The sequence below is a fragment of the Streptomyces sp. NBC_00440 genome, assembly GCF_036014215.1.
In the GTDB taxonomy this organism is placed as follows: domain Bacteria; phylum Actinomycetota; class Actinomycetes; order Streptomycetales; family Streptomycetaceae; genus Streptomyces.
Genome location: NZ_CP107921.1, coordinates 6,751,011 through 6,774,672, shown reverse-complemented (window position 1 = coordinate 6,774,672; position 23,662 = coordinate 6,751,011). Strand labels below are relative to the sequence as shown.

The 23,662-nt window shown below is 69.2% G+C and carries 12 protein-coding genes and 3 pseudogenes; 6 read left to right on the top strand and 9 right to left on the bottom strand.

Annotated elements, in window-relative coordinates; translation table 11 throughout:
* Positions 1 to 331 precede the first annotated feature (331 nt).
* Both OHB13_RS30125 and OHB13_RS30120 read left to right on the top strand, forming a co-directional pair.
* Positions 332 to 1,501, top strand: coding sequence for a Gfo/Idh/MocA family protein (locus OHB13_RS30125; protein WP_328379158.1), 1,170 nt, complete (start codon positions 332 to 334; stop codon positions 1,499 to 1,501).
* 383 nt (positions 1,502 to 1,884) lie between these two features.
* A complete protein-coding gene (locus tag OHB13_RS30120) occupies positions 1,885 to 2,928 on the top strand; it encodes an enolase C-terminal domain-like protein (protein WP_266851751.1) in 1,044 nt (347 codons plus the stop codon).
* A 201-nt stretch (positions 2,929 to 3,129) separates the two neighbouring features.
* Here OHB13_RS30120 and OHB13_RS30115 read toward each other — a convergent pair.
* A pseudogene (locus tag OHB13_RS30115) lies at positions 3,130 to 3,474 on the bottom strand (NF041680 family putative transposase); the annotation flags it as partial.
* An 805-nt stretch (positions 3,475 to 4,279) separates the two neighbouring features.
* On the opposite strand from OHB13_RS30115, the pseudogene OHB13_RS38815 reads away from it, so the two are divergent.
* Positions 4,280 to 4,645: pseudogene (locus tag OHB13_RS38815) on the top strand (hypothetical protein); the annotation flags it as partial.
* Between the two features lie 165 nt (positions 4,646 to 4,810).
* Here OHB13_RS38815 and OHB13_RS30105 read toward each other — a convergent pair.
* The 4 genes and pseudogenes from OHB13_RS30105 to OHB13_RS30090 all read right to left on the bottom strand — a co-directional run.
* Positions 4,811 to 5,125 (bottom strand): annotated as a pseudogene (locus OHB13_RS30105) (amidohydrolase family protein); the annotation flags it as partial.
* 86 nt (positions 5,126 to 5,211) lie between these two features.
* Positions 5,212 to 6,042: a carbohydrate ABC transporter permease gene (locus OHB13_RS30100; protein WP_328379157.1), complete on the bottom strand. Its 831-nt coding sequence runs from the start codon at positions 6,040 to 6,042 to the stop codon at positions 5,212 to 5,214.
* Complete coding sequence (locus OHB13_RS30095) at positions 6,042 to 7,019, bottom strand: carbohydrate ABC transporter permease (protein WP_328379156.1); 978 nt, start codon at positions 7,017 to 7,019, stop codon at positions 6,042 to 6,044. Before OHB13_RS30095 ends, OHB13_RS30100 begins: the two co-directional genes overlap by 1 nt.
* A complete protein-coding gene (locus OHB13_RS30090; RefSeq protein ID WP_328379155.1) occupies positions 7,019 to 8,311 on the bottom strand; it encodes an extracellular solute-binding protein in 1,293 nt (430 codons plus the stop codon). Before OHB13_RS30090 ends, OHB13_RS30095 begins: the two co-directional genes overlap by 1 nt.
* A 318-nt stretch (positions 8,312 to 8,629) precedes the next feature.
* On the opposite strand from OHB13_RS30090, the gene OHB13_RS30085 reads away from it, so the two are divergent.
* Positions 8,630 to 11,011: an Ig domain-containing protein gene (locus OHB13_RS30085; protein WP_328379154.1), complete on the top strand. Its 2,382-nt coding sequence runs from the start codon at positions 8,630 to 8,632 to the stop codon at positions 11,009 to 11,011.
* Positions 11,012 to 11,105: 94 nt separating this feature from the next.
* Here OHB13_RS30085 and OHB13_RS30080 read toward each other — a convergent pair whose 3' ends face one another.
* The 4 genes from OHB13_RS30080 to OHB13_RS30065 all read right to left on the bottom strand — a co-directional run bounded on the left by OHB13_RS30080 (position 11,106) and on the right by OHB13_RS30065 (position 18,812).
* Positions 11,106 to 13,502, bottom strand: a complete 2,397-nt coding sequence (locus OHB13_RS30080) for an Ig domain-containing protein (protein WP_328379153.1) — start codon at positions 13,500 to 13,502, stop codon at positions 11,106 to 11,108.
* A gap of 50 nt (positions 13,503 to 13,552) precedes the next feature.
* Positions 13,553 to 15,958, bottom strand: a complete 2,406-nt coding sequence (locus tag OHB13_RS30075) for a ricin-type beta-trefoil lectin domain protein (protein WP_328379152.1) — start codon at positions 15,956 to 15,958, stop codon at positions 13,553 to 13,555.
* A gap of 500 nt (positions 15,959 to 16,458) precedes the next feature.
* Complete coding sequence (locus OHB13_RS30070) at positions 16,459 to 17,673, bottom strand: low temperature requirement protein A (protein ID WP_328379151.1); 1,215 nt, start codon at positions 17,671 to 17,673, stop codon at positions 16,459 to 16,461.
* 155 nt (positions 17,674 to 17,828) lie between these two features.
* Positions 17,829 to 18,812, bottom strand: a complete 984-nt coding sequence (locus tag OHB13_RS30065) for a L,D-transpeptidase (protein WP_266860609.1) — start codon at positions 18,810 to 18,812, stop codon at positions 17,829 to 17,831.
* Positions 18,813 to 19,060: 248 nt separating this feature from the next.
* Between OHB13_RS30065 and OHB13_RS30060 the strand changes: the two genes are divergently transcribed.
* A complete protein-coding gene (locus tag OHB13_RS30060) occupies positions 19,061 to 23,101 on the top strand; it encodes an amino acid adenylation domain-containing protein (RefSeq protein ID WP_328379150.1) in 4,041 nt (1,346 codons plus the stop codon).
* Between the two features lie 91 nt (positions 23,102 to 23,192).
* Positions 23,193 to 23,543: a hypothetical protein gene (locus OHB13_RS30055; RefSeq protein WP_328379149.1), complete on the top strand. Its 351-nt coding sequence runs from the start codon at positions 23,193 to 23,195 to the stop codon at positions 23,541 to 23,543.
* The last annotated feature ends 119 nt before the right edge of the window (positions 23,544 to 23,662 follow it).

The window sequence follows — 23,662 nt, the reverse complement described above, 5'->3', positions numbered from 1 at the left end:
ATCATACGCCGCCAACCCAGTGAATCACACGCAAACTCTTGACGCCAGGATCCGGCAACCGCAGACTCTCCCTGTTCTTTTCGTGCCGCCTCACCTGAGACATTCCGTCCCAGGCGGCTACGGAAGCCCTCCCGGTCGGCCACCTCTACTGGCACAGATCTTACCGACAGAACCTCGCATGTATCTGAGTTATCTCCTCTCCGTGGCCCTCGCAGGCAGGGATACCTCCACATGCATGCACTCGACTCTCCTCACGCCCCTCACCGGCCGCACAGCCCCAGCGGCAACCGTAACTCCGAACCCCGTCAACCCCCTTTGAAAGGACAGCACGTTGAACGACATCAAGCTCGGCGTCATCGGCCTGGGCATTCGCAGCGACCTGGTCGAGCTGGTCCATCGGCCGGACTCGGGTTCCGTGGTGGCCGCCGCCTGCGACCGAGATCCACGGATACTCGCGCTCGCCGAGAATCGCTTCGGCAAGCACGTGCGGACAGCTGCCGACCATCACGAACTGCTCGATGCCGGACTCGACGGGGTGTTCGTCCTGACTCCCGACCATACGCACGAGCAGATCGGTCTCGACTTCCTCGCGGCCGGCGTCCCGGTCTTCCTCGACAAGCCGATGGCGATCACCACCGAGAGCTGCGACCGGCTCCTCACGGCGGCCCGTGCACACCGCACCCCGCTGTACGTGGGCCACAACATGCGGCACATGCCGGTCGTGGTGGCCATGCGCGAGCTGATCGACAGCGGGGCCATCGGACAGGTGAAGGCCGTCTGGTGCCGCCACTTCGTCGGCCACGGCGGGGACTTCTACTTCAAGGACTGGCACGCCGACCGACGCAACACCACAGGTCTGCTGTTGCAGAAGGGAGCTCACGACATCGATGTCATCCACTGGCTCGCCGGTGGATACACCCGGCGCGTGAACGCCATGGGCGCCCTGACCGTCTACGGCGGGATCAGCGACCGAAGGGACCGCAGCGGGGAACGGATGACCGACTGGCTGTCGCACGACAACTGGCCGCCGCTCAGCCTGACCGGTCTCCACCCGGTGGTGGACGTGGAGGACCTCAGCATGATGCAGATGCAGTTGGACAACGGGGTTCTCGCCAGCTACCAGCAGTGCCACTACACACCGGACTACTGGCGCAACTACACGGTGATCGGCACCGAGGGCCGGCTGGAGAACTTCGGCGACTCCGAGGGGGCGGAGGTCCGGGTGTGGAACCGTCGCTCCGACTACCGGGCCGAGGCCGATCTGGTGGTGCCCGTGCCCACTCCCACCGGCACCCACGGTGGTGCCGATCCGGTTCTGGCCGCCGAATTCCTGAGGTTCGTACGCGAGGGCGGGGCGACCGTCACCTCGCCGGTGGCGGCCCGGGAGGCGGTGGCCGCCGGGTATGCGGCCACCCTCTCGCTGCGGGACGGCGGGGGCGCCGTCGATGTCGCGCCCGTACCGGCCGACTTGGCCTCGTACTTCGCACACGGTCAGCGGTGAGACCGCCGGCAGGGCGCCGGCCACCGAGGTGACCCGGCGGTGGGGGCAGAACCACCAGCTCCGTTACTGACACACGAGCAAGCAGTCGATAGATCTGATGCATGACAGGGCTCCGAGAGGCGGAGCGGTGTCGCCCCGCGTGCAGAACCACCGAGGGTGCGGAGGGTTCGACGGCAGTCAGCTGGAGGCATCTCCGCACCCAAGTCCTGGTAAGAACAGGCCAAACGGGAGGGGAGGAGTCCGGGGTTGCCGAGTCCTGGCGTCCAGAGTTTGGATGTGATTCACTGGCCACGAATTGAGCCATGTATAGGAAACATTGATGGCACCGAGGCCAGAGTGCGGGCCACTCCTGAACCCCGGACCTCCAGCCGTGAAGGACATCCATGCGAATCACCGATGTGACGGTGGAACTGGTCGACCTGCCCGCTCAGCCGCCCTTCCGGTGGCGGGCCGGACTGCCCGGCTCGGAACCCGCGGTGACGGGCGGAATCCTGCGGGTCCACACCGACGAGGGCCTGACCGGCGAGGCGCACACACGGCGCGGAGTGATCGTCTCCGACCTGGTGGAGCGGCGGATCCGCACGGACCTGACCGGCCGCGATCCGCTGATGCGCGAACTGCTGTGGCAGCGGCTGTGGGAGCTGGACCGCATCGAGGAGCTTCCGATCTATGCGCTCGGTCTGGTCGACGTGGCGCTCTGGGACCTCGCGGGCAAGGCGGCCGGTCTTCCGGTCCACCGGCTCCTCGGCCCGTACCGCGAGGCCATTCCCGCCTACGCGAGCACGGTCACCTTCGGCAGCACCGAGGAGTATCTCGATGTGGCCGACCAGTGCCTGGAGTTGGGGTACGTCGGCATCAAGCTGCACGGCTGGGGCGACCCGAAGGCGGACGCGGAGCTGTGCCGGAAGCTGCGGTCGCACGTCGGTGACGACGTCCCGCTGATGTACGACGGTTCGGCCGGCTTCGACCTCGCCGACTCGGTGTACGTCGGCCGCGCGCTGTCCGAGGCCGGGTACCTCTGGTACGAGGAGCCGATGCGCGAGTTCAGCGTGACCTCGTACCGCTGGCTGGCCGAGCGGGTCGACGTACCCCTGCTGGTCGCGGAGACCTCCGACGGCGCGCACCTGAACGCCGGTGACTTCATCGCGGCCGGTGCGGCGGGTGCGGTCAGGACGAGCGCGCAGCTCAAGGGCGGGATCACCGGGGCGCTGCGCATCGCACATCTGGCCGACAGCTACCAGCTGCGGGCCGAGGTGCACGGCAGCGGCGTGGTCAACGCCCATCTGTGCATGGCGATACCGAACACCACGTCCTACGAGTCCCTGGTGTACACGAACCCCGTGGTGCGCGAGCCGTCGGTCGGTGCCGACGGTCTGGTCCGGGCTCCTTGCGCTCCGGGGATCGGATTCGACGCGCCCGGCTGGTGACCGTCCGCCCGGACCTTTCCTGTGCCGGGCGGCGCACCAGGACCTTCTCACTCAGTTCCTCTTCGAGATCTCGACTCCCGAACTGTTCGAACCAGTCACCCGTGAAGTCTGCCAACGATGGCTACGCGTCCTGCAGACGTCGATGGCTTCCGATTCCGCAGCGACCGAAGGTTAAACAACAAGCTCAGGCTTGTTGTTTATCTACCAAGATCTTCCAGGCTTGCCGATGGCTTTGAGGGTCTCGCGGCGTTTGGCGATTTTGCCGACGTCGTAGCGGGGTGCCCGGTGTTTGTTCTTGGCACCGGGTGGCCGTCCGGGGCCGGTTCCTTGGGGTTGGGGAACACGGGTCCGGCAGGCGAGGTGAGCGCGGATGTTCCGAAACCTTCGGCGGACACGGGGCGGCGTGACCCGGATTGGGACGGTGTGTGTCTCCCAGGGCCGGCGGCGGCCCGCGGCGAGGGGCCGGGCGAGTCGGAGCTGGGTGTGGGCGACGCTCAGGATCCAGGTCCAGCGGCCCGCGGCGTCGGGAGTGCGGAGTTTCGGGGTGGCGTCGGTACATCGCTCCGTGCCCGTGACAATGCTCGGGCAGCAGTGTCAGGTCCGGCGGATCCCCATGCGAGCGAATCCGTTCTGGACTGACAGCAGGGCAGGATGAGGCGCATGGGAAGCGCGCGGTTCACGGAGCTGTTCGAACGAGGACGGGATGCACTCCTGTCCGGGGAAGTCCCCTGTCAGGAGCCGCCCCTGGACGGTGGCGGACGTTGGGGGATCACCGTGGTTCTGCGACCGGACCCATCGGCTGCGCGACGCATGGAACGCGTTACCGCAGAGGCCATGGCTGTAGCGGGAAACTCCCATTGGGCGACAGGTTCCGCAATCTCCTCGCATTTCACCATCCGCACATTGGAGAATTACCGGTCATTCGTCCCTACGGGGGATGAGCGGGTCAAGCGATATCAGACAGCGCTTCGGCAGGCATCTGTCCGGGTGGGCAGCATCCGGCTGGAGCTGTCAGGGCTGACCCTCACTCCTGCGAGTGTCATGCTGTGCGCCTCTCCGTCAGGCCCCACGGCCGAGCGGTTCGCCGAGTACTTGGCGGAAGAGCTGGCGGACGACGCCTGGTTCGAAGCCGGACTCAACCGCGACATCTGGTACTCGAACTTGGTGCACCTCACCCGGTTGCCCGCGGATCCCGCGGCCCTTGTCGAGTGGGTCGCTGCCCGCCGGAACCTGGACCTGGGATCCAGCGTTCACACCTGCGCGGACCTGGTCGCCTGGAAGTTCAACAATCGACACCGACACTTGGTGCCTGCGACTCTTGGGAGAGCGGAACTGAACGGTCCTGCTGCTGATGCCGGAGCACGGTCGTGGCGAAGCGGGTGATGCCTGCTGCCCTGGAAACGGCGATGTGCGCTACGTCGTCGAACTCCATGCCAATGGTGGCTCACCGTCAGAGGCCCGTCGTACTCTGCCGCAGGTGACACACCATCTGGTAGATCCCCGCACTCTCGAAGCTGCCATCCGTGATGCGCAGGAAGCTCTGGCTGAGTACGACAATGCCCTGAAGTGGCTGCTCCGTCCTGGCGCGGCCCAGGACGGTCCGCTGGCGACTGAGGTGTGGGTGTTCGATTCGAACTTGACGCACGTCTTGATGGTGGATCACCGCTGGCGTAGGTGGGTGGCGCCGGGCGGCAAGGTGGATCCAGGAGAGACTCCACGAGAGGCGGCCGGGCGGGAACTATTCGAAGAAACCGGTCTGACGGTAGAACTCCTTGGTGCCCCGGCTGCTGTAGGCAGGGCGTTTTTCCGTCCAGTTGTCGGCGCGGGGGCCGTTGCGGCTCAGGCGTCCGGTCATGAGAATGAGTGTCCGCCCAGGTCATCAGGGGCGCAGCAGCCCGTCCGGTTCGTTCTCGCCCTGCGCCTGATGGCGGATGCCGACCAGGCGGTCGCCGCCGGGCAGGGCACGCAGTTCGGCCAGGGGTTGGGCGACCGCCGGCGAGGTCAGGTCGGTCCGGCCGACGACCCCGGCAACCAGCGGGTCGGCGGCGGCGAGCGCCAGGTACTCGGGGGTCTCCTCCGGTACGCAGATCGTCTGCACCGGTACGGTGGCGTCGACTCCGGCGGCCGAGGCCTGCGGGCAGGGGTCGCCGAGGGTGAAGCCCCGCCGCACAAAGCTCAGTTCGGGTCCGGTGGTCCGCTGCTGGCTCTGCCGGGTGGTCGGGGATACAGCACAACGGGGCGGGGGTGCCGGTCAGCACCCCCGCCCCGACGCCGGGCGGCCGCTCAGCCCTTCGTCGCACCTCCGGTGAGGCCCTTGACGAACTGCTTCTGGAAGGCCAGGTAGAAGACGAGAATGGGCAGGGTCGCCAGGAACATGAGGGCGAACACCGCGCCGTAGTCCGCCTGGTGTTCACCGATGGCCCGGTAGATGCCGACGGTCACCGTGGTGCCGGTGGCCGGGCCCAGGACGATCAGCGGGTTGAGGAAGTCGTTCCAGATCCAGACGCCGAGGAAGATCAGTACGCTGGCCGACGCCGGTCGCATCAGCGGGAAGACCACCTGCCAGAAGGTGCGGAACGCGCCGGCGCCGTCGATCGCCGCCGCCTCCTCGATCTCCCTCGGGATCGTCTTGACGAACCCGGCGAAGACGAAGACGCCGAACGGCATGTAGTACCCGACGTACGCGAGGATCAGGCCGGGGACGGTGCCCATGAGGCCAAGTCCCCTCAGTACATCGGTGATCGGGGTCAGGATGACCGCCGGCGGCACCATCAGCCCGCACAGCAGCACGACCATGGCGACCTTGGCCGGGGTGCCGCTCGCCCGGGCCAGGTAGTGGCCGAGCATCGCGGAGATCGCGGTGGTGACGAGGATGGAGATCACGGTGACCTCCGTGCTGTTGACGAGCCCGTACCAGAAGAGGTGGTCGGGCCGGGACAGCACGCTCTCAATGTTGGCCGTGGTCGGCGGGACCGGCAGCCCCACCGGGTCCGACACGATCGCCGAACCGTCCTTGAACACATTGACCAGCACGAGGTAGATCGGCAGGAAGAAGAGGAGGCCGGCGAGGAGCGCGACGACCGGACGGAGCCAGGCCCTGGATGCGTTGACCATCAGGAGGACACCTCGCGTTTCTGCAGGAGGCCGAGCGCGATCACCGACACGGCGGCGACCAGGAGCAGCATCGCCACCGCCATCGCGGAGGCGTAGCCGACGTGGTTTCCGTTGAACGCGGTCTGGATCACCTGGAAGGCGAGGGTGGAGGTGGTGCCGGGTCCCGGGCCGCCGTTGGTGAGGACCTGGACCTGGTCGTAGGCCTTGAAGCCGCCGATCAGCGACATGACCGTGTTGATGGTGACGGCGGGCGCCAGCATCGGCCAGGTGACATGGCGGAAGCGTGTCGCCGGGCCGCAGCCGTCGATCGCCGCCGCCTCGTGCAACTCCTGGGGAATGGACTGGAGTCCGGCCAGGTAGATGACGACGCAGAAGCCGAGTCCCTGCCAGGCGATGACCCACGAGACCGTGTAGAGGGCGAGGCTCGGATCGGAAAGCCACCCCGGCGGATGACTCACCCCCAGCTGCCGCAGCATGGAGTTGAGCAGCCCGTCGTCGACGAGGATCGCCTGCCAGATGACGCTGACGACCACGGCGCTGAGGACGACCGGGACGAAGAACACGCTGCGCAGGACGTTGTAGAGCCAGCCGCGCCGGTCGAGGAGCATGGCGATCGCCAGGCCGCCCGCGTTCGTGACGAGGGTGACGAGAACGGTGACGAGGACGGTGTTGCTGAGCGCTTTGAGGAATTCGTCGTCGGAGGCGAGGCTGGTCAGGTTGTGCAGGCCGACCCACTTGGTCGGCGGGTTGAACGGGTTCTTGTTGGTGAGGCTGTAGCCGATCGTGATACCGATGGGCACGAGCACGAGGGCCAGATAGACCAGCAGGCCCGGCGCCGCGAAGACGGCGAAGCGGGTCGCGCCGTCGCGGGAGCGTGCCTGCCGGGCCCGCTCCGGCGATCGTGGTGTCGAGCCCGTGGGCGCCTGCCGCCCGGACGGTGCGTCCGGCTCCACGGCAGTGAGGGTACGAGGTCGCATCAGTGGGTGGCCTTCTCCCACTGCTCGTCCATGTACGAACCGAACTGAGTGGCCGTCATCCGGCCGCTCAGGAGCTTCTGCACACCTGCCGCGGCCTTGTCGGACAGGCCCGGCGGCATCGAACCGTCACCGGTCTCCTGGGAGAAGGAGTTGACGACTCCGTCGGACTTCTGGGCCTGCCGGTAGGCGTCCGCGGTCTCCTTGTACACGGGGCCCATGTTCTTCGGCGGCGTATAGCCCTTGATGTCGATGATGAGCCCGTCGGCCTTGACGGCGGCGTCGAGGTTCGTCTCGTCCTCCATGAACGCCTTCGCCCACTTCTTGGCCAGCGCCACGTCCGGAGCCTTCGAACTCACCGTCATCCCACCGCCGGTGACGCCCGGCAGTGCCGGCGCTCCCTGATCGGTGGGCCATGCGAAGACACCCGTGTCGAAGTTCGGTTTCTTCGCGTCGGCGGAGGCGGAGAACCAGCTGCCCATCGGGTACATGGCACCCTTGCCGTCGCGGAAGGCCTGCTCCGTGTCGGCGTAGGAACGGGAGAGCCCCGCCCGGTCGATGTAGCCCTTCTTCGCCAGGTCGGCGACCTTCTGAGCGGCCGTCACGAATGCCTGGTCGGTGAACTTGACCTTGCCCGAGCCGCGTTGGGAGAGCCAGTCCGGCGTCTTCTTGTAGACATCGGTCGCCACGGTGCAGATCAGCGGGAACATGTCGGCCCACGAGTCCTTGCCGCCACCACCGACCACGAACGGGTTGACTCCCTTGGACTTCAACTTTGCGCTGTCGTCGACCAGTTCGGCATACGTACGCGGTGGAGCCTTGATACCGGCCTTCGCGAAGTCACCCTTGTTGTAGTAGACGAGCGTCGTCTGGGCGGCATAGGGCAGTTGGTAGACCTTGCCGTCGTACGTGTTGGCATGCGGATCCGCGTACTTCGCGAGCTCCTTGTCCGACCACGGCGCCAGCTTGCCCGCCTCGGCGAACCCGGCAGGGTTCAGGCCGATCATGATGTCCGGGAACTGGCCCGTGCTGTCCAGCTGCTTCGCGTACCCGGTGCGGTCGGCACTGGGCGAAACGAGCTTCTTGACGGTCACTCCGGGCACCTTCGCCGAGGCGCGGGCGATCGCCGCGTCCCAGTACTTCGCATCCAGGTTGGGCGTCTCGAAGGTGAGGAAGGTCAAGGTCACCTTGCCACCCGATGACGCGCTCCCACTGGTGCCACCAGCCGTACATCCGGTCAGTACCGCAGCACCCGCGAGGGCCGCGACCCTCAGCAGCATCGGATTGCGTGTCATGCGTCTCTTCCCCTACCCGCCGAATCCAAGAACGCTCCCCCGGCGAAAGCGCTCTGAGTATCAAAGTCCGCTCACGACACTGTCAAGAGATGAAGCGCAACTATTTACCCCAACTGGGTGCAATAGATCTCATCTATCTCTTGACTCGCTCCGCGGTCAGCTGCACGCTAGATCGCACTTGTACTGGGCGTCTACCCACAAGAGGCAAGGAATTTCCCCTCCTGGCGAGGACGTGAAGACGTCCGCCTGCCACTCCTTCTGCCTTCCGTACGCCGACGAAGAGTACGAACTATCAAGGCTTCCCTCTGAGGAGGAACTATGGACAGACGGCGATTTCTCGTCGTCAGTGGTCTGGGCACGGTCGCGGCGGCAGGAGCGATGGGGCTCACCGCAGCCCCCGCTCAGGCCGAACCGCCCACCGCAGGCGGGGCGGCGTCCCGGGCGCGGCGCATCACCGCGGGCTTCCTGTCGCTGAGCCTCGACGCGTCCGGCCGGGTGACCGGTCTGGTGGACCTGCGCAGCGGCACCGACCATCTGGCGGCGGGCACTTCGGTGCCACTGGTCAGTGTGGTGGCCGACGGCGGGCATGAGGTGCCCGCCACGATGAAGGTCTCGCCGCGGGACCGGCGCGTGTTGGTGTTCAGCGGCGAGAAGGTGACGATCGAGGTAAAAGTCGTCGGATTCCCGACGCACAGCACACTTGAGGTGGTGGGCCTGACGGCTGCTCCTGGTGTGGACGTGCAGACGCTGTTGTGGGGACCGCTGCCGACGAAGCTCGACCGGACCATCGGTGAGACCGCCGGAGTGGTGACGGACGGCGACTTCCTCCTGGGAGTGCGACCGCTCAACGACAAGACCGTGGGCGGCTGGCCGAACGAGCACCTGGCGTACGGGTTCGGTCCGGATCTCGTCTGGAATCCGTACGGGTTGCAGACGGGCGAGAAGGACGAGTGGCTGGCGAGCAACGTCGCGGCGAAGACGACATGGGGCAGCGTGCTGCGCGCCACCACCTACGACTACAGCCGGGAGCGGATCCGGCAACGCACCACCGGGTACGAGATCCCGCTCGGGCCGCTGCCCGCGCCGGAGGGCCGGATCGTCGGTTCGAGGATCGCGCTCTTCGGCAGCGCTCCGGACCTGTCCCTCACCACGCTGAGCCACATCGCCAGGGAACACGGGCTGGCGTACCCGACGCTCGACGGCCAGTGGCAGAAGGTGGCCCAGCGCACCGCGCAGTCCCACTTCTGGATCCACGATCTCACCACGGAGAACGTCACCGCCGCCGCCGGCTACACCAAGCAGGCCGGGGTCAGGAACATCTACGCCATCTCAGGCGACGGGCCCTGGGTGTCGCACGGGCACTACCAGTTCAACAGCGCGTTCGGTGGATCCGACGCCGCGGCCGCCCGGTTGGTGGCCGCCGCGGCCCGGGAGGGCATCGAAGTCGGCGTGCACACCCTGTCCTCCTTCATCGACGCCAGTGACCCGTATGTGAAGGCCCCCGCCGACCCGCGTCTCGCCGAGGGAGGAAACGTCAGGCTGACCCGCGCACTCGGCACCTCGGACACCACCCTGTACGTGGACGGCGACCGCCCGCTCGCCGCCGGCGTCGACGGCCAACGGCTGCGCATCGGCGACGAGTTCCTCACCTACACCGCCGTCACGAAGACCGGTGACGCCGAGTGGCGGGTCGACGGCCTCGCACGGGCGCAGTGGGGATCGGCCGCACAGTCGTACCCGGCCGGGACCCGTGCCGCCCGGCTCATCCAGAACGGCTACGGCGGCGCGCTGGGCAGCCTGCCGATCATCGACGAGATCGCGACCCGCCTCGCCACCGCGTACAACGACACCGGTGTGCACGCCACGTCCTACGACGGCCTGGAGTCGGCGGGCTACAACGGCTGGGGCGGCTACGGTTTCGCGCACCTGGTCAACGGCGTGTACCGGCAGCTGGCCACCAAGGAGTTCATCACCGAGTGCAGCAATCTCGCGTCCAACACCTGGGACGCCCAGTCCAGGGCCAGTTGGGGCGAGATCGGCAAGACCGACTACGCCCAGCTGCTGCGCAGCAACACCTTCTACCGGGCCAACTACCTGCCCGGGATGATGGGCCAGCAGGGCTTCTCCGGCGACGACGACCTGGGGACCATCGAGGTCACCATGGCGCGCGCCGCGTCTCTCGACGCCGGAGTCAACTTCGAGACCAGCGTGCAGAGTCTGGCATCCGGGAGGAACACCGCGGCCCTCTTGGAGGCCGTCAGGACGTGGGAGTCCGCGCGCCAGGCGGGCGCGTTCACCGCCGATCAGAAGAAGCTGCTGGGCGACCCCGACAAGCGGTGGCACCTGAGCGAGGTGACGCCACATCAGGAATGGTCACTGCAACAGGTGGACACGGAGGGCGATCCGGTCGGCGAACCGCAGCCGGCCAGGGCCCCGATGCCTGGCTTCACCACGCCGCAGCCGCCGGACGCCCGGGTCGGTGAGCTGTACGCGTTCAAGGTCACCTCGGCGACGCCGCGGACCATCCGCTACGAGGTCACGTCCGGCCACCTGCCGAAGGGGCTCACCCTCAACCAGGACACCGGCGGCATCACCGGCGTTCCGACCGCCGCAGGACCCAGCAGGTTCACCCTCACCGCCCGGGGCGGCGAGGGCGTCGACGACGCGGAGATCACCTACCGGGTGACGACCAAGCGGTGAGCACGGCCCGTGACAACCCATGACAACCCGTGACACCAGGAAGGCCGCTCCCCCGTATCGGGAGAGCGGCCTTCCTGCCATGTCTGACGAGTGATCAACTCACCTTATTTTCCGAGACGTTCATCCGATACGTCACTGACGCGTCGGGTACACCGGCACCGCCACGGGCTGTGATGGTGAACGTCCTGGCGCCGGGCCCCGTGGGGACTCCGGTGATCCCGCCGGTGTCCTTGTTCAGGGTCAGCCCATTCGGCAGGGCGCCGGACGTGATCTCGTAGCCGACCGTCTGCGGTGTGCTGGAGGTGACCTTGAACGCGTACAGCTCACCGGCCTTGGCCTCGGGCGGGGCGGCCGTGACGAAGCCGGGCCGCGGCGCCCGTACGGTCTGCGCCGAACCGACCGGGTTGCCGTCCGCGTCCGTCTCCTGGAGCGACCAGCGCTTACCCTCGGCCTCCTCGCTCAGGTGCCAGTACGTGCCCTGGTCCGCCATGAGCTGCCGCTGGGCGGAGGTGAAGGCACCGGCCGCGATCGCGGCGTTCCACGTCTTGACGGCGGCGAGGACCGCCTGGGTGTTGCCACCCTGGGACAGGCTGCTCATGCTGGTCTCGAACCAGCCGAAGTTCACGCCGAGGGACGCGCCCCGCGCCAGGTTCGTCTCGACGTCGAGCGTCTTCGTGTCGCTGCCGATCGGGAGTGAACCACCCATCAACGGGAGGTAGTTGGCCCGGTAGAAGCCGACGTTCCTGGACATCTGGTCGTAGTTCGAGTCGGACCATCCGATGCCACCCCAGCTGACCCGGGACTGAGCCTGCCAGGAGTTGGTCGACGGGTTGGAGGCCTCTGCGATGAAGTTGTCCTGCGACTTCAGCCGGCGGTGGAAGCCGTTGATCATGTGTGCGAAGCCCTGCCCGCTCCAACCGTTCCAGGCCACCTCCTCAAGGCCGTCGAACGAGATGTTCCTGATGCCGGTGGTGTTGCAGACCGTGGCCAGGCGGCTGGCGATCTCGTCGATGATCGGCAGGTCGCCCCGTGCGCCGCCGTACTGGTTCTCCGATGTCCGGACGGCGTCGGCCCCCTTGGGGCAGGACGCCGCGGCGGAACCCCACTGCGCGCGCTTGACGTCGGTGAACTGCCATTCGCCGTCGCCGGCCCGGGTCACACCGGAGAACGTCACGAACTCGTCGCCGAGCCGCAGCCTGCGGCCCAGGACGTACCCGCCGCCGCCCGAGTCGCCGTCGGCGTACAGCGTCGTGTCGGCCGCGGCGAGCGGGCGGGTCAGCTTGACGGTCTTGCCGGTCGTGAGCCGCTCGTCGGCCGGCGCCGGTACGACATAGGGGTCGTTGGCGGCGATGAAGTTGGACAGGGTATGCACACCGACCCGTATCCCGCTCGCGGCGGCGGTCCTCGCCATCCGGGTCGCGGTGGCGTCCGAGCCGCCGAAGTTGCCGTTGAACTCGTAGTGGCCCGTCGACTTCCAGGGTCCGGCGGCGCTCTCGACGGAGTAGACGTTCCTGATCCCCGCCTGCTCGGCGAAGGCGACGGCCGCGGCCAGGTTCGTGGTGCTCAGGTCGTGCAGCGTCAAGAACGGCTGCCGGGTCGCCTCGGCCACCTTCTGCCACTGCCCGTCGATGGTCGGATACGCCAGCTTCTCGGCCTGCGCGACCTGGCTGAGCACGGTGAGCACGAGATCCGGTGCACTGCCGTACACCGCGAGCCCGGAGCCGACGATCTCGGCCTCGGATCCGGCGAGCGGGCCGGTCGGGATCTGCCCGTCCCTGATCCTCGCTTTCGTGTAGTCGTAGGTGTAGGCGCGCAGGATGCCGCCCCACGACGTCTTCGCACCGGCGCTCCAGTCGTTCTGTGTCCCGCTCTGCCCGTACGGTTTCGCCTCGACGTCCGCGCCGAACCCGAACGCGGCGAACTCCTTGGGCCAGGCCCCGACGGTCTTGTCGTTGAGCGGGTGGATGCCCAACACGAAGCGGCTGTCGCCGACGACGCCGACGCCCTCGCCGACCGTCTCGTTGACGCGCGACGCCAGCGGCCCCCACAGCAGTGTCTGCACCTCGACACCCGGGGCTGCGCTGAGATCGACGACTTCCAGCGTGGAGTACGTCGCGTGCGCGGTGACCCGGACCTCGACGGTCACCCTGGCGCTGCTGAACACCAGCACCCGCGGATCACGTCGCGACACCCGCACCCGGGTGGGGACCTCCTGCTGTCCGTCCGCCAGCACGACGGACACCAGCGGGCCCGTTCTGTCGGCCGCCAGGTAGTCGGTGCCGTTGCGCAGGTCCACGAGGCCGGTCACCCGGCCCGTCCCGTCGAGACCCACGCCGAGGAAGCCCGCCGTGATACGCAGCGCTCCGGACGCGCCGGATACCCCGGATATCCCGGATTCCTGTGCCGCGAATGCAGGTTCTGCCGAACTCGGAAGAGCGACCGTCGCGAGCGAACCCACCCCGCCCGCGATCAGGAACCTCCGCCTGTCCATGATTCCTCCTGGTTGTTGTGATCAGTGCCCGTGCGGGTGATGGTCACGGCTCAGGGAAGCGTCCACCGTTGGTTGTCCTTGGCGTTGCAGTCCCACAGCGCCAACTGCACCGCGCCGTTGCCCGCGGCACCTCCCGGGACGTCGAGGCAACGTCCGGAGCCCGCGTTCCAGAGGGTTCCGTCGGAGCGGGACACCCAGCGCTGGTTCTCGCCCCGGTCGCACGTCGCGAGCTGGACCGGGCTGCCATTCCGGGTGCTGCTGGCGTCGGCCTCGACGCACTTCCCCGCCCGGCCGCCGAGCCGCAGCGCGCTCCCGTACGAGAACCACTTCTGCGCGCCGGACCCGTCGCAGTCCCAGAGCTGGATGCGGTTCCCGTCCGTCGTGGCGCCGCCGGCGTCGTCGAGGCACTTGCCGCTCAGGCCTGAGGCGACCTGACCGGTGCCGGCCTTCGGGGCCGCACCCGGGGTGAGCTTGAAGTCGTCGAACTGGTCCGTCCGGTAGCCGGTCACCCCGAGGCCCGCCTGGCCGCGGGTGAAGGTGGAGTCCTCCACGCCGCCGAGCTTCCTGCCGTCGAGGTACGCCGTCAGCGTCGGGCCCTGCATCGTGAACGCCAGCTTGTGCCACGTGTTCAGGCCCACGACGTGGGTCTTGCCCTTGGCCAGGGTCACGTAGTTCCATGTCCGGTCGCTCTTGTCGATCGACCAGGATCCGTCGTCGCCGAGCCTCAGGTGGTAGGCGTCCAGGCCGTTGTTGTTACGTCCCTGCATACCGAGCCGGCCGAGGAGCTCGACGCTGCCGGACTGCTCCAGCATGACGTCGGCGGAGACCGTGTAGTTGGACCACGAGGCGTCGCCCATGAACGAGTACGGGGCGTGGTACGGCTCGTCGGTCCAGCGGATGGGGGTGGTCGGGGCCATCTGCCGCAGACACTTCCCGGAGCGCCCGCCGCCGCAGGCCACCTTCTCGAAGGCGCCGTTCATGTCGGAGAAGTACGTGGCGTCCGTGGATGCGCCGGGCTTGTCGAAGGTGTCGGTGTAGGGCAGCTTCATCGCGGCGCCCGCCGGGGCCTTGGCCGTGCCCTTGCCCTGGCCCGTGGTGGTGGTCAGCGAGTAGACGTGCCCCGGCTTCAGGGTCAGGCTGTACGTGCCGTCCTGCGCCGGTGTGATGTCCTGGCCGCGCACGAAGTCGTCCGCGCTGCTGTCCGACGCCACGTCGGTGGACCACACGTGCACAGTGCCGGTGGACAGACCGCCGCCGACGGCGACGTTCACGGTCTGGTCCTCCTTGGCGTCCACGGTCTCGACGACCGTGGAGTAGTCACGGTCGTTCGCCGACTTCAGTGAGACGTAGCTGCCGTTCGCCCGGTCGCCACCGAGATAGCCGCTCGCCGAGTCGATGTAGTGCCAGCCCGGCTTGGTGAACTGCGCGGTGTGCGCGGTGATCCAGGTCGTCGTGCCGGTGCTGTAGTGGCCCGACCAGGGCTGCGCGGCGACCGACATGCCGTCGGTCGAGAAGAACAGATTCGGGTAGAGCGCGGAGATGGCCGGCCAGTTGAAGTACGCGGTCATCCGGCCGTCGATGTAGTCGCGGTTGATGGCGCGGGCCACCGCGGGAGCGCCGGTGTCGGTTTCCAGGGATCCGTTCTCGCTCGCCCACAACTGCTTGCCGAGACCCTGCGCGGTGTCGGTGCTGGGGCACGAGGTGAAGGCCGTCTGGTAGCCGCACGGATAGTGCACGCCGACGACGTCGACCGCGTCCTTGAACTCGGGGTCGTTCTTGAGGGCGTCTGCCACGCCCCAGTCGCCGTAGTCGGCGGCGACGACCTTGGTGTGGTACCCCTTCGCCAGGAGCGTGGACTTGAGCTTCTTGTACCAGTCGGCGCTGAAGCCGTGCTCGTTCCAGCCGCCGATGGAGTCGATGTCCAGGTGGTGCTTCTTCGCGCAGCCGAACCAGGACAGGTAGTAGTCGATCATGTCCTGGGACCAGAAGTCGCCGTCGCCGACCCACCCCGGGGCGCCCCAGGCGAGGCCGGCCAGCTTGATGTCGGGGTTGCGCTTCATCGCCTGCTCGGCGAGCCACCACTCGTAGCCCTGGCCGCAGTCCACCTGGCCGCGGGTGTGTTCGTGGCTGGGCTCGGCGCCGTCGGTGGAGTTGGTGTCGCCGCCGACCTCCAGCTTCAGGACCTGCAAGGAGGCGCCGTATCCGGGCTTGAACAGGTAGTCGAGCAGCTGGCTGCGCTGCGGCTCCGGATAGTCGATGAGCAACCGGGAGTTGCCGCCGCCACCGCTGATCGCCCCGACCCCGTCGAAGGTGCGGCCGGGTTTCGTGCCGTCGACCGTGATGGAGGTACTCGGGGCGGCCGCCCGGGCGTGGGGCGTGGGCCCGTACACGAGGCCACCGATCACAAGGAGCAGAAGAGCAAGGAGAGTTGGTCTGCGTCTGAGCAGGGGTGTCATGTCGACTCCGGGAGAGTAGGGAGGACCGACCGTCAAACGCGCAATCTGCAACACGAACGAACACAGACGCGCAGTCGTGCCGATGGTGAGGGGTCGGAGACATCCTGTCAACGCCGAGCGACATGTTTCCGGTCTCCACCGGAGCTCGGATGAACCCCGGTGGAGACATGGACGGTTCACTTCACTCGCCGCCAACTCCGCGACACCCAGGGGCGATTCACTCTTCGCCGCGCCGATCGATCCCCGCCCGGCGGCCACGTCCTACCCGCCGTCCACCCCGTGTCGGCTCGCAGAATGGCTCCGAACTAGCCCGCTACGTATGCGCCTTGAGGCGGGAATGCTTCAGGAACAAGAGGGCGCATCACTCTTGACGCCCAGGGCTCCGGACTGTTCTCGTGACTCACGCCGCGCGAGGCCGTCCAGGACTCTGCGCCGGGCAAGGGTGTGCCGCGGAATCCCGCCGCTGACGCCGCCGGCCCGCGAGGGGCCGGCGCCGGCGGTCAGGCGGGCAGGACCGCCGTACCCGGATCCCGGTGGGCCAGCGCGACGCCCACCGCGACGGTGGCGGCGGCGACGAGGCCGGCCAGTGGCACCGCCCAGTGGCCGGCGAAGGTCGTCGCGAGCACCAGTGGCACGCTGACCGGCAGCACCGCTCGCTGGGCCGCACCCCGTTTGAAGTGGCGCGTGTGCAGCAGCGACACCGTGAGCAGGAACAGCGCGGTGGGCACGGTGGCCGCCGCCGCTGCCGCGACCGCCGGGATGTGCGCGTGGCCCGTCACCTGCTCGACGGTGACCTCGATGCCGGCGCCGATCGCGGCGGCCGACGCGAAGACCAGATAGTGGCCGTAACCCCAGAGGAACGCCTGCCGGTTGGAGGCCAGGTGCTCGTGGATGGGCACCGCGAAGTAGATCCAGTAGGCGGCGAAGACGATGACGAGACCGCCCGCCGCGATCGGCAGCAGTTCGCCGAGTGCGGCCGACTCGTCCACCGCCGACTGCACAGCGACCGTCGCGGCCGCGACGGTCTCGCCGAGCATGATGATGGTGAAGAGGCCGTAGCGCTCGGCGATGTGGTGCGGATGCCACTGGGTCCGTTGACGGTGCTCGGCGAACGCGGGCACCGACAGATCGGCGACGGCCATGGGCACGAAGCCCCACTCCCACGCGGCGTCGGGCAGTAGCAGCAGAACGACCCAGCCGAGCTGTACGACCACGAGCCCGGCCGCGTACCGCAGGGCCGTGGTCCTGGCGGCGCCCGTCTCGCCGCGCGCCGCCCGGAGCCACTGGAGCGTCAGCACGACGCGCATGATCAGATAGCCGACGATCGCGACCCCGTAGTCGGCGTGGTCGAAGGCGCGCGGGACCCCGGCGGCGAGGACGAGCACCCCGGCGATCTGGACCAGGGTGGCGACCCGGTAGAGCGCGTCGTCGGTGTCGTACGCGGACGCGAACCAGGAGAAGTTGACCCAGGCCCACCAGATCGCGAAGAACACGACCAGATAGCCGGTGATCCCGTGCGCCGGGTGGCCATCGGCCAGCGCGTGCACCAGATGGCTGCCCGCCTGCGACACCGCGACGACGAAGCACAGGTCGAAGAAGAGCTCCAGCGGGGTGGAGGCACGGTGCGGCTCGCCGGGATCCCGGGCCCGCATCCGCACCCCTGGCAGCGGGAGCCCGCCGCGTCCTGCCCCGGACGCCGCCGTCTCTTCGTTCATCAGCGCGCCGCTCCTCCGCTCACACCCGGCACCGGTCCCGTCCCGGGGCCGCTCAGCAGCTCACCCTGACACGCGAACCGGCCCGCAGCGAGAACTGCGGGCCGGGAAACGCGGGTCGGCCTGGCGCGTGCGTCGGGCCGGTGCGGTGCGGTGGGTCAGCCGGTGGTCGTCGTCTGCTGACCGGTGGCGCTGTCCTTCAGCCACTCCTGCCAGGAGAGGTTGAAGTCGGCGTAACCGTTGTCACCGGCCGCCTTGCCGCGCGGGGAGCCGGTGATGGTGATCGGGTCGCCCTGCTTGACGAAGTCGTAGAACCACTTGGCGTCCGCCATCGAGAGGTGCACACAGCCGTGCGAGCCGTAGCTGTGGCCCGGGTAGGGGTCGCCGGTCGAGTAGTGGATGTAGGTACCGGAGTTGGTGAGGTGCACGTCCCACGGCAGGGTCAGGTCGTAGAAGTCGGGGCTGCCCTTGGTGCAGCTGATGCCGACGCTGCACGAGGTCATGTGGACCTCCTTCGCCTTGTCCATCACGGCCATCGTGCCGTCCCAGGAGGGGAAGCTGGGGCTGCCCGCGTCGATCGGAAGGGTGCGGACCGGCTTGCCGTTGCGCGTCACCTTCATCGAGTGGCCGGGCACCGACGCGGTGGCCTCGACGTCATCACCGATGGTGAACTTGTGCTGGTAGTTGTGCGTCCCGTAACGGCCGTTGCCGTTGCTCACGTCCTTCAGGTCCGCGTTCAGCGTCACCTTGGTGCCGGGCTGCCAGTACTTCTCGGGCCGCCAGTCGGCGCGGGTGCTGCTGAACCAGTGCCAGGCGCCGGTGACCGGCGCGGACGTGGAGACCTTGAGGTGCTTCTCGACCTTGTCGCGGGCCGAGGTGGCGACCGGGTTGGTGAAGACCACCGAGATCGGCATCGCGACCCCCACGGTCGTACCGGTCTTCGGGGCTATCGTTTCCAGCAGCATCGGCGGACCCGCGGGGTGCGTCGGTGACGGATGTGCGGCGGCCGACGCCTTGGGCGACCCCCCGTTGGCCGAGTCGCCCGAGGCGGACGCCGAGGCATTTCCCCCACAGGCACTCGTGCCGGCCAGTACCGCGCTGACCAGCAGTGCGATCCCTATGCTGCCCTTGACCCGCCCCATGCTCATGCTCCGCTCACACTACTTCCCGCCGGATACAACACCCGTAGAGACAATAGTCCGTGCGCAGCGGTTGCAGAGAATCTCGTAAAGCGCAGGCCAAGTCTTGGTACGGAACAGGCCACTCGGAGCGCGGCCCGTCCGGGAACGCCGGTCCAAAGAGTTTCGCCCCGGACCAATACACCTGTCCGGTGACGCTCGTTGGCCCTGATGGCCCTTAGACCAAGCACCTGCGTCAGGAGACGGCACGCATGAACAGGAAGTCCGGCAACCGGAACGGTCGCTTGCCGCTGACCGCCGCACAGACGGGGATGTGGTTCTCCCAGGAGCTGGACGCGGAGAACCCCAACTACCGCGCGGCCGAGTTCGTCGAGATCCGGGGCCCGCTCGACCTGGAGCTGCTGGAGGAGTCCCTGCGCGAGGCCGTCGGCGAGACGCAGGCGCTGCGGGCCGGGTTCGAGACCGACGGCGAGGGCCGCACCTGGCAGCGCGTCGGGCCGGCACCCCGGTGGTCGCTGCCGCTGGTGGACCTGCGCGGCGCGGACGACCCGTGGGCCGCCGCGCACACCTGGATGTGGGACGACATGCGGTGCCCGCTGGACCTCGGGCGTCCGCCGCTCTTCACCTTCGCGGTGCTCAGGACAGCCGATGACTGCTTCCTGCTCTACATCAGCGTGCACCACATCGCGCTCGACGGTTACGGCTTCTCGCTCTTCATCCAGCGGGTGGCCGAGCTCTACTCCGCGCTGGAGTCCGGCCGGTTCCGCCCGGACCCGGCCTGGGGGACGCTGGAGGAACTGCTGGCCGACGAGGCCGCGTACCACGCGTCGGAGCGGTTCGCCGAGGACCGGGAGTACTGGGCGGCGCAGCTCGCCGACCACCCGGCGGCGCCCGACGCGGCGGGCCGGCTGAAGTCGGTCCCGCACCGCTTCGTACGGGAGAGCGGCCCGGTCGGCGCCCCGGCCGCCGCCGGACTGCGGGCCCTGGCCCGGCAGGCCAGGACGAGCCTGCCGTCGGTCGCGATGGCGGCGCTCGCGCTGTACGTGCACCGGCTGAGCGGGCGGGACGAGGTGTCACTCGATCTCACGGTGACCGGCCGCACCGGAGCAGTGGCCCGCACGGTCCCGGTGATGCTGGCCAACGTGCTTCCGCTGTCGGTACGTCCGGAGCCCGGCTCCACGGTGTCCGAGCTGGTACGCCATACCGCGCGGCAGGCACGCGAGCTGCTGCGCCACCAGCGCTACCCGGCGCCGTATCTCGTCAAGGACCTCGGCGGTATCCCCACCGGCGGGTATCTCGGCGACTGGGGCATCAACATCATGGGATACGACCCGCAGCTGTCGTTCGGCCGGCACCCCGCCGTCCTGCACAACCTCTCCAACGGCCCGGTGACCGGGCTCGGTGTGAACGTGTACGACCGCCCGGCGGACGGTTCACTGCGGATCGACTTCAACGCGGACCCCGGCCTGTACAGCGCGGAGGTCACGGCCGGACACCACCGGCGGTTCCTGGCCCTGCTCGACACGCTGGCCACGGCGGGTCCCGACCGGCCCGTGGCGGAGATCGGGCTGCTGACATCCGACGAGCGGCACCGGGTGGTGAGCGGCTGGAACGACACCGGGCGCCCGGTACCCACCGCCACACTGACCGAGCTGTTCGAGGCCCAGGCCCACCGGACCCCGGAGGCGACCGCGCTGGTGTGCGGCGCGAGCGTCCTCACGTACGGCGAACTGAACGCGCGGGCCAACCGGCTGGCCCGGCTGCTGATCTCGCGCGGTGCCGGTCCCGAGACCTTCGTCGCGCTGGCGCTGCCGCGCACCGCCGACTACCCGGTCGCGCTGCTCGCCGTGCTCAAGTCCGGCGCGGCGTGTGTACCGGTGGATCCGGAGCACCCCGCCGAGCGCATCCGGTATCTGCTCACCGACGCTGCCCCGCTCTGTGTCGTCACCACCGCCGCTGCCGCCCCCGGGCTGCCCGCCACCGTGCCCGCGCTGCTGGTCGACGCCCCCGGTACCGTCCGCGAACTGGCGGCCGTGCCCGGCACCGACCCCTGCGACAGCGACCGCCGGGCCCGGCTGCTGCCGCACCACCCGGCGTACGTCAGCTACACATCGGGGTCCACCGGAGCGCCGAAGGGCGTGGTCGTCGAGCACCGCTCGCTCAGCAATCTCTGCGCCGACCACCACAGCGAGCTGATCGCACCGGCGGTCGCGGCGGCGGGCCGGCCGCTGCGGTCCGCGCTGACCGCGACGTTCACCTTCGACACCGCGTGGGAGGGTCCGCTCTTCCTGGCGGCGGGCCAGGAGCTCCATCTGATCGACGACGCCGTACGGCTCGACCCGGCGGCGCTGGCCCGCTATGTCGACCGGCACGGGATCGACTTCCTGGATGTCACGCCCTCCTATCTCCACCAGCTCATCGCCGCCGGGCTGCTCACCGGCGCCCGGCACCGCCCGCGGCTGCTGATGGTCGGCGGGGAGCCGCTGGACGAGGCGCTGTGGCACACGCTGCGGGAGTGCCGGGACACGGTCGCGTACAACTACTACGGCCCGACCGAGTGCACGGTCGACGCCGTGTACTGCCGGCTGGACGCGGAGGGTGATCTGCCGGTCATCGGACGGCCCGGTCACAACGTCCGCGCCTATGTCCTGGACCAGGCCCTGAACCCGGTGCCGCCCGGGGTGCCCGGCGAACTGCACCTGGCCGGTGCGCAGGTGGCGCGCGGCTACCTCAACCGGCCCGAGCTGACGGCCGAACGCTTCCTCGCTGATCCGTTCGGTGCACCGGGCAGCCGTATGTACCGCACCGGCGATCTTGTGCGGTGGACCGGCCGGGGCGCGCTGGAGTACCTCGGGCGCACCGACGACCAGCTCACGCTCCGGGGGCTGCGGATCGAGCCGGGTGAGATCGAGGCGGTGCTCGCCCGCCACCCCGGGGTGGCTCGCGCGGCGGTCGCGGTACGCCGGTCTCCGCAGGGCGAACCGGTCCTGGCCGCGTACGTGGTGCCGGCCGGCCTGCAGGCGCCGCCGGCGGTCCCGGCGCCGAGGACCGCGGCCGACGGCGCCCTGTCCACCGCCGCACTGCGGGCCTGGGCCACGGAGCGGCTGCCGGGCTATATGGTCCCCGCCTCGTACCTGCTGCTCGGCACGCTGCCGCTCACGCCGCACGGCAAGCTGGACCGGGCCGCGCTGCCGGCGCCCGAGGCGGCGGCCGAACCGTCCGGGAGGCCCGCCCGCAGCGCACAGGAGAGGACGCTCTGCGCGCTCTTCGCCGAGGTGCTGGGCGTCGGCGACGTCAGCATCGACGACGACTTCTTCGCCCTGGGCGGGTACTCGCTGCTGGCCGCCCGGCTCATCGGCCGTATCCGCTCCTCGCTGGGCGCCGCCCTCTCCATCGGCGCGGTCTTCGAGGCGCCGACGGTGGCCGGACTTGCCCGGCTGCTCGACAGCGGCGGGGCCCAGGACCCCTTCGCGATGCTGCTGCCGCTGCGCACCGACGGTTCCCGGCCGCCGCTGTTCTGCGTCCACCCGGCGGGTGGTCTGAGCTGGTGCTACGCGGGAATGCCGCGCCATCTCGCGGCCGATCTCCCGGTGTACGGGCTGCAGGCGCGGGGGCTCTCCGGGCCGGGCGGGCTGCCGGCGACCTTCGAGGAGATGGTCGCCGACTATGTGGCGCACATCCGCTCCGTACAGCCGTCCGGCCCCTACCACCTGCTGGGCTGGTCCCTGGGCGGCGCGCTGTCGCACGCCATCGCGGTACGGCTCCAGGACCGGGGCGAAGAGGTCGCCCTGCTGGCCATGCTGGACTCCCGGCCCATCGACCCGCGCAGCCGGCTCAGGTCGCTGCCCGACGACCACGCGGCCCTGGCCCTGCTGCTGGAAGCGGCCGGGCACACCCCGCGGGGCCCCGGTCTGTCGGCGCTGACCGCCACGGATGTCGCCGCGATCCTCAGCAGCGACGGCGGGAACGGGCGCCCCGCCCCGCTCACCGAGCGCCATGGGCTCGCCGAGCACCATGTGGCGGCGATGACCTCGGTCCTGACCAACTCGGTCCGGCTCCAGCCGACTTTCGTCGAGGGCGTGTTCGAAGGGGATCTGCTGTACTTCCACGCCACCCAGGGAAAGTCGGCGCAGGCCCTCACCGGGGAGGCGTGGCGCCCCTGGGTGACCGGCCGGATCGAGTCGCACGACATCGCGTGCACCCATCACGCCATGACCCAGGCGGCGCCGCTCGCGCACATCGGGCGGTCTCTCAACCGCCATCTCGACGCCGCCACCGCGTCCTCCGTCTGACCGGACGCAGGACGCGGCGGGGCGCGGGAAATCGTCCCGGCGGAACTACCGCGGAGACATCACCACGAAGGAATCGGACACACTCACAGGTATGAGCACCCCGGAGAGAGAACCATTCGACGACGAACGCGTGGGTACGAGGTACCGCGCCGACGTGGAGGCGGCGTACCGGAAGGTGGAAGCGGCCTCGGCTCCCGAAGCGCGGAATCAGCTCTCGCTCGGTGTACTGACCGGGTATCTGTGGGCCCTGGGCCGGGCGGACGCCGCGCCGGCCACCGGCATCACGGGCGGCGCGCCGGATCTCGGGCGGCTGACCGCCGAGGTGGACGCGGTGACCGTACAGCTGGAGGACGCCGTCCAGCGCGGGGTCCCGGACGACCATGCGCGCGGGCTGTACGACGCGCTGTCCTGGATCTGCGGCCAGAGCGACCGGCAGCCCTGACGCCGCTGCCGCCGGCGGGCGCTGCGCCGGGGCGCGGGGCGGCACCGTCGGGGCTCGCGGTCCGTACGGGCGAGGCCCGGGCGCGGGCCGCTCGGGCGCGGGCCGGGTGCGCTCGGGTC

Bases quoted from the DNA above. Each gene is read 5' to 3' on its own strand.
- OHB13_RS30090 (WP_328379155.1), bottom strand. From the start codon at position 8,311: ATGACACGCAATCCGATGCTGCTGAGGGTCGCGGCCCTCGCGGGTGCT.
- OHB13_RS30070 (WP_328379151.1), bottom strand. From the start codon at position 17,673: ATGAACGAAGAGACGGCGGCGTCCGGGGCAGGACGCGGCGGGCTCCCG.
- OHB13_RS30075 (WP_328379152.1), bottom strand. From the start codon at position 15,958: ATGACACCCCTGCTCAGACGCAGACCAACTCTCCTTGCTCTTCTGCTC.
- OHB13_RS30095 (WP_328379156.1), bottom strand. From the start codon at position 7,019: ATGCGACCTCGTACCCTCACTGCCGTGGAGCCGGACGCACCGTCCGGG.
- OHB13_RS30100 (WP_328379157.1), bottom strand. From the start codon at position 6,042: ATGGTCAACGCATCCAGGGCCTGGCTCCGTCCGGTCGTCGCGCTCCTC.
- OHB13_RS30080 (WP_328379153.1), bottom strand. From the start codon at position 13,502: ATGGACAGGCGGAGGTTCCTGATCGCGGGCGGGGTGGGTTCGCTCGCG.
- OHB13_RS30065 (WP_266860609.1), bottom strand. From the start codon at position 18,812: ATGGGGCGGGTCAAGGGCAGCATAGGGATCGCACTGCTGGTCAGCGCG.
- OHB13_RS30085 (WP_328379154.1), top strand. From the start codon at position 8,630: ATGGACAGACGGCGATTTCTCGTCGTCAGTGGTCTGGGCACGGTCGCG.
- OHB13_RS30055 (WP_328379149.1), top strand. From the start codon at position 23,193: ATGAGCACCCCGGAGAGAGAACCATTCGACGACGAACGCGTGGGTACG.
- OHB13_RS30060 (WP_328379150.1), top strand. From the start codon at position 19,061: ATGAACAGGAAGTCCGGCAACCGGAACGGTCGCTTGCCGCTGACCGCC.
- OHB13_RS30120 (WP_266851751.1), top strand. From the start codon at position 1,885: ATGCGAATCACCGATGTGACGGTGGAACTGGTCGACCTGCCCGCTCAG.